9 protein-coding genes are annotated in these 5,524 nt (G+C 32.9%); 2 read left to right on the forward strand and 7 right to left on the reverse strand.

Annotation, left to right across the window (positions count from 1 at the left end):
* Positions 1–178, forward strand: a 178-nt coding sequence (locus BMZ99_RS25400) for a transposase (RefSeq protein WP_139214801.1), incomplete at its 5' end; no start/stop codon positions are given.
* A gap of 909 nt (positions 179–1,087) precedes the next feature.
* Here the strand turns inward: BMZ99_RS25400 and BMZ99_RS25405 are convergent.
* From BMZ99_RS25405 to BMZ99_RS27520, 6 genes are all read right to left on the reverse strand, one after another.
* Entirely contained in the window at positions 1,088–1,819 is a 732-nt protein-coding gene (locus tag BMZ99_RS25405) for a hypothetical protein (protein WP_090944783.1), read from the reverse strand.
* Between the two features lie 11 nt (positions 1,820–1,830).
* Entirely contained in the window at positions 1,831–2,289 is a 459-nt protein-coding gene (locus BMZ99_RS25410) for a protein-export chaperone SecB (RefSeq protein WP_090944787.1), read from the reverse strand.
* Between the two features lie 30 nt (positions 2,290–2,319).
* Positions 2,320–2,823: a hypothetical protein gene (locus BMZ99_RS25415; RefSeq protein WP_090944790.1), complete on the reverse strand. Its 504-nt coding sequence runs from the start codon at positions 2,821–2,823 to the stop codon at positions 2,320–2,322.
* 818 nt (positions 2,824–3,641) lie between these two features.
* The gene (locus tag BMZ99_RS25420) at positions 3,642–3,854 is read right to left on the reverse strand and encodes a helix-turn-helix transcriptional regulator (protein ID WP_090944797.1); all 213 of its coding nucleotides are present in this window, start codon (positions 3,852–3,854) and stop codon (positions 3,642–3,644) included.
* On the reverse strand, positions 3,851–4,009 hold the full coding sequence (locus BMZ99_RS26655) for a hypothetical protein (RefSeq protein ID WP_175490710.1): 159 nt from the start codon (positions 4,007–4,009) through the stop codon (positions 3,851–3,853). Before BMZ99_RS26655 ends, BMZ99_RS25420 begins: the two co-directional genes overlap by 4 nt.
* A gap of 62 nt (positions 4,010–4,071) precedes the next feature.
* Positions 4,072–4,200: a hypothetical protein gene (locus tag BMZ99_RS27520; protein ID WP_281246870.1), complete on the reverse strand. Its 129-nt coding sequence runs from the start codon at positions 4,198–4,200 to the stop codon at positions 4,072–4,074.
* A 171-nt stretch (positions 4,201–4,371) separates the two neighbouring features.
* Here BMZ99_RS27520 and ku point away from each other — a divergent pair, with 171 nt between their 5' ends.
* Entirely contained in the window at positions 4,372–5,193 is an 822-nt protein-coding gene (gene ku / locus BMZ99_RS25425; RefSeq protein ID WP_245755164.1) for a non-homologous end joining protein Ku, read from the forward strand.
* 171 nt (positions 5,194–5,364) lie between these two features.
* Here the strand turns inward: ku and BMZ99_RS27680 are convergent.
* A partial coding sequence (locus BMZ99_RS27680; RefSeq protein WP_175490603.1) for a transposase occupies positions 5,365–5,524 on the reverse strand: 160 nt, incomplete at its 5' end.

Raw genomic sequence — 5,524 nt, forward strand, 5'->3', positions numbered from 1 at the left:
GGGAGCTTTTGGGGTTCTTAAAGAGGACATGGGCTTTCGGCGATTTTTGATGCGTAGTCAAGTTAAAGTGCATACTGAATTTCTATTGCTGTGCATGGCATACAACCTAAAGAAACTCCACAACAAAATCCAAAACGGTCGTTGTGGAAGTTATTTGCATATTCCCAAAGCGTCCTGATAACGGTATATAATTTTTTTGAAGGGAAGTCGATTCCTCTGTTTTGTTATGCCCATAATCTAGCTACGACTTCTTTTTTTCTTCCGATCAACAAGAGATTTCTGCTTTTTTATTAAAAAAGAGGCGTACCGCAAAACGATTTCAATAAACGTTTTGCGACACGCCCTTTTTCTGTGGATAAACCTGTGAATAATATGTGGATTACTGTGGATAACACCCCAACAAGATATTTTTGGGGACTACTTCATAAGCAGAAGTCTGAATGGGTAAAGGATCTCATTCATTGCATAAAAAAAGCGCGTAGTTTTAGCTACACGCCTTCATTTTGAACAGGCTGCACACCTGCTTGATTTCACTGGAGCCGATATGCAGATTCGAACTGCAGACCTACTCATTACGAATTATCGGATATGCTTTTTTCAATATATCCCGCAAACTATTGCACCACCTAGATATATCGCTAGTTTCCTCATTCCTTAATTAATTTATTGTATTGCGAATGTGTTATTTTACGTTAAAAACGTTATATGTATTATCACTTTTTGCACCACATTGCACCACTATAAATCTTGGTTACCACCAATGAGTAAATTTTTAAAAAAAGTTTCTTCATTATAATAATACGGGATTAATTTGCACTACATAGGGCTATAATAAAACTAATAAAGAGGTGTTATAATGCCCATACATAGATTTTACCATGAAGAAAGCTAAAGAAGAACGGGAAAAAATTGCAATGAGGATATTGATGAGAGCAGCTAAGAGATTAATTGAGAAAAGGAGGAAGTTTATAAGTAATATGCAAAAAACTCCCTAATTTAATACTAGGGAGTTTTTTGCATATTACTTATGTAAAATTTATTTATAATAACTTACCTTTCGCATCGTTTGTATAAAACACTCAAATACTTATATAGCTTCACGTAAACTGAATATTTCTTCTCTTCCAATTAAAGAAAAACTATTTTCCACATAGTCAGATAAACAATTTAAGCGTGATCTTGTCAGTTCTTTATCATCCAACGCGACCAAATAAACATCATATCCCAATTCAACTTTTTTCATTTCTTGAGCTAGCAAATTAAGATACTTAATATCTTTAGTATGGAACCCCATTGGGCTTACTTTCACCTCTAAAAACTCCGCCTTATTTCCATCCCAAGTTCCTACATCTACAGTTTTTCTATTTAAATCACTATCTTCTCGATCATTAAAAGGGCTTGCACAGATATATTCTATTCTGCGACCATCAATAGCGACTATACATCCATAACCATCTTTGATCTCCTTGCCATTATGCCTGTCCTGAAATATCTTATTAAGTAATTTTTCTGGAACTAAACCTCTCATTTTTTTAATATCATTATCGTTTAAACACACCCCAAAGAATGCCTCAATCAAATCACTAAATAATTGTGTGTCGAACGCTACAGGCTTTCTACGTCCTTTAATTGCCGCTTGCCATTTATTGAGTTCATTCCGATATGATGCTTTTTCCCATTTTGCACTAAGTCTTAAAAATTCACAAAAGGTGCTAAATTTACTTTGGAATTTTATTAAAAAATTAGCAATTTCTTCTGCAGTCGGTTCAAGGTGGTCATATCTATAATCACTAGGTTCAAAGTTGATTCGATCTATCATATCAATGCCTCCTATTCTTCTAGATCAGAGTTCACTTGTATTGTTTTTATAATGTCTATTGTAGGAAGAACAATGGTAGGCACTTCCATCATGGTTGATAAATTTGCTATTGCGCTTCTTATATAAGGCAGCAATTGAGGAAATGCTTGTAGCTTAACCAGTCTTTCTAAATCATCATTATCAATTTCTGGATTACCAATAAAATAACCCTTGCAGACGACCAATATATCTCCCATCACGCGTCTGTTTTTTTTACCTTTCACTTTAACATTCACTTTTAGATAAGCGAGTATATTTTCAAAATCAACAACTTCAAGTTTTATTGCAGCCTGTAAATTATTAATACATTCCTCTTCCCATGTGTCGACTTTTTTGTTTAAAGTAATTTGTACAACATGAGCATTAATAAGCTGTATATTATCTCGGGAAAATTTGTACTCCTTATAAGTATTAGATTCTTTCTCATTCATAGTAATCATTCCTTTATATTTTATATTATTTTAACAAACAATCCCGCTAGAACTTACTAGCGGGATTGTTTTGAAAGAAAACGTGCATTTCTCTATAATTTGTGCCATCATATCTTCATACAAACACGATGCCTTTTTTAAACAATACTTGTGGACTTCACCGATAACATCAGCTAATGATGCAATTAAGCTTTGCATTATTTGGTTTTTAGAATCTTCTTCAAGAACATATAACCGATAATCAAGAAAATCTAACTCTTCGTCCGTATTCTTAAATTTAAACGATCCTATTCTCCTTAATTTTAACAAACCATGTTTATTAAACCAATCCCAGAAATAACCATATTGCTTGTCATTTTGCATTATCGCTGCTTCAATCATGTCTTCAACGCTATTGAACTTTAAATAAGAAATACCCGAAAAACTTTCGATATTAACAAAAAACAGCTCAATTAGTTCTTGCAATACCCTCTCTGCATCATTCTCAACACTCTTCTTCACTCCTAAAAATTTCCACACAACACTTTCATTCACAATAATCCCCCTTTCAAGGAACAGGGCATAACTGCAATAATAATAACAGTATATGCTTTCATAATTAAAAATTAGTCTGCCCATAAATAATATTTTTAATCTCTGATTAAAAACTTTCTATAATTATAAATCATCACACAAATGATGTATGATGATTCTTATCTTTTATTTTAAGTATTGCTTTTACTTCTCTATAGCGATTGGAAATACCTTCCACGTTATCCACATCTTTCATAAAAGTTATTAACATTTTATCAACATGTTAATAACTTTTTACAGATATTGTAATAAAATTCAGTTGTTATGTAATCTTAATTAGACTTTTACTAATTACTTTACATAATCAATCTATAACGGCAAACTCAAATGGATATATTTGTATTTATTTTTAGCATTATTTGTATATTTTACTTTTATATCTAGTTAATTTCAATAGTTTTTTTAAAAAAACTATTCATCATAAATGTGTATACCTACCTTATCATAACACATCTACATTCCTTAAAGAATTAGAAAATACATACATTTCTTATAGTATCGTTATGATACCCTATAAACTTAATAGGATATTCCAGCTAAAAAGAAAACATCGTCCTCAAAAAGATATATTCTAAAACAACTCTAATTTAAACTGATAAATGTAAATTTATTCCTCATCCTTTATCCGTACATCTTAGCCTAGTTTGGTTCAGTAAAAATTTTTCTCCATTTTAAATTATATTTAATAAAAATCATATTTTTATGCTGCAACAAATCAATATCTAAATAAAAAGGTACCGTCTGTTATAAAGTCAGATGGTACCTTTATGTGGACAATGCTACTCCAACTGCTTAAGACGTGCTAATATATCTGATTTTAAAAATAATCTTTCTTTTGATGTTTCTTTAACTGGTGTGATTTTCTTACGCTTAATTAAGTCAAATACATTCTGCCTAGAGCAGTTTAGTATCTGCATTACATCGGCAGTGTTAATTAACTCTTCCTGAATAAATTTCTCCAATGCCTCTCTATTATCAAACACGTATTTCATTTTTTCACAACCTTAATGACTAGTAACGCACCATATAGCAATGTTGCCCCTAATCCTATTTCCTGAATTATAGTAAGGTTATTCATATCAAGAGCTGCCACCCACGCGATAAACAAAACCAATAAAATAATATCCATAGTTGATATTTTCTTCATAATTTTATCGAGATGTGTTACACTATATTTAAGGATGAGGGAGGTTTTACCCTCCCTACCATTTAACGCTTCCTATGCTTACCAGGCGGGGGAGCGTTTTTCCATTTCTCTACCAGATCAACTATTACCTTGATTGATGCGAGTATGGCGGCTACCGTAGTAGCTACATCCTTTGTCGTGTTTAAGTCCACATCTCTTGTCACCCCCTTTCTATACTTTAATTATATCACACTACTTGATATATATCAAGTAGTTATAAGATTTATTTTCCATATTTGTTAAATATTTTTAAATTATTTGATTAACATTTGTGATATAATAACTATTATTATGTAAACTTTATTATAGAAAGCGGTGGGATCATGAAAACCATGTGGAAAGGTTTATTGTCTTTTGGATTGGTAAATGTCCCTGTCTCGCTGGTGAAAGCTACTCGCTCTAAAAATATTTCTTTCAATCAACTTCGAGAAAGTGATTTTAGTAAAATTCAATATAAAAAAGTAGCAGCAGTTGACGGTGCAGAGGTTCCAATGTCTGAGATTGTTAAAGGATATGAAGTTTCACCTGACCGCTATGTTGTTATATCAAAAAACGATCTAGAAGCAATCGCTCCCAAATCTAGCAGAATAATAGAAATATCTGATTTCGTTAAGATCGAAGAAATTGATAATAGGTTTTTTGATACCTCGTACTACCTATTGCCTGATCAGGGAGCAGGTAAAGCTTATTCCTTGCTTCTGAAAAGCATGGCAGAGGAAAATGTAGTCGGCATAGCTCGTTTTGTACTTCGTGAGAAAGAGTATCTTGCAGCTATTCGCCCAACTGGACAAGCGATTACACTTACGACTATGCGTTTTGCCGATGAAGTGGTAGAAGTGCGTGAAATTGAAAATGATTTGCCAGCAAATATTGAGCTAACTGATAAAGAAATGAAAATGGCTAAAACTCTAATCAATTCATTAGTTACCAATTTTGATGCTGCCAGATATAAAAACGAGTATCACGCACAAGTGCTCGCAATGATCCAAGCTAAAGCAGAAAAAGAAGAAATTGTTACTAAGCCTGTCGATACATCGTCTAGTTTCGTTAATTTAATGGCAGCGTTAGAAGCAAGCATGGCAACAATTAAACAAAATGAATCCAAGAAGAAACCACCTAGAAAACCAAAGTCAAAAACAGCATAAAGAAGGAGCTGTCTCAAAATAGGTTTTTAAAACCTATTTGAGATAGCTCTTTCTTTGTATCCCTAACCGAATAGGGTATTTTCTCTTTTTTGCGAATTAAGTGGAGTAAAGTAGGCATAGCAAAGCTAGAGGAGCATTATGCCCCTCATAAATTGCTGTGCCTGCAACCTTTTAGGCGGTCTTTTTTTCGTGTAGCATTTTTCCGCACCGTTGTTGCTGTATTTTGTTATGTAGTTTATTTAAGTTATAGCCCATCGCCAAGAACAAGAATTCAGTCCTAACGCTTTGCTTGCCACGCAGCAAGAATCTTCTAAATCGATGGTTTTCTTTC

It is taken from the genome of Pelosinus propionicus DSM 13327 (genome assembly GCF_900114615.1).
Classification (GTDB): Bacteria; Bacillota; Negativicutes; order DSM-13327; family DSM-13327; genus Pelosinus; species Pelosinus propionicus.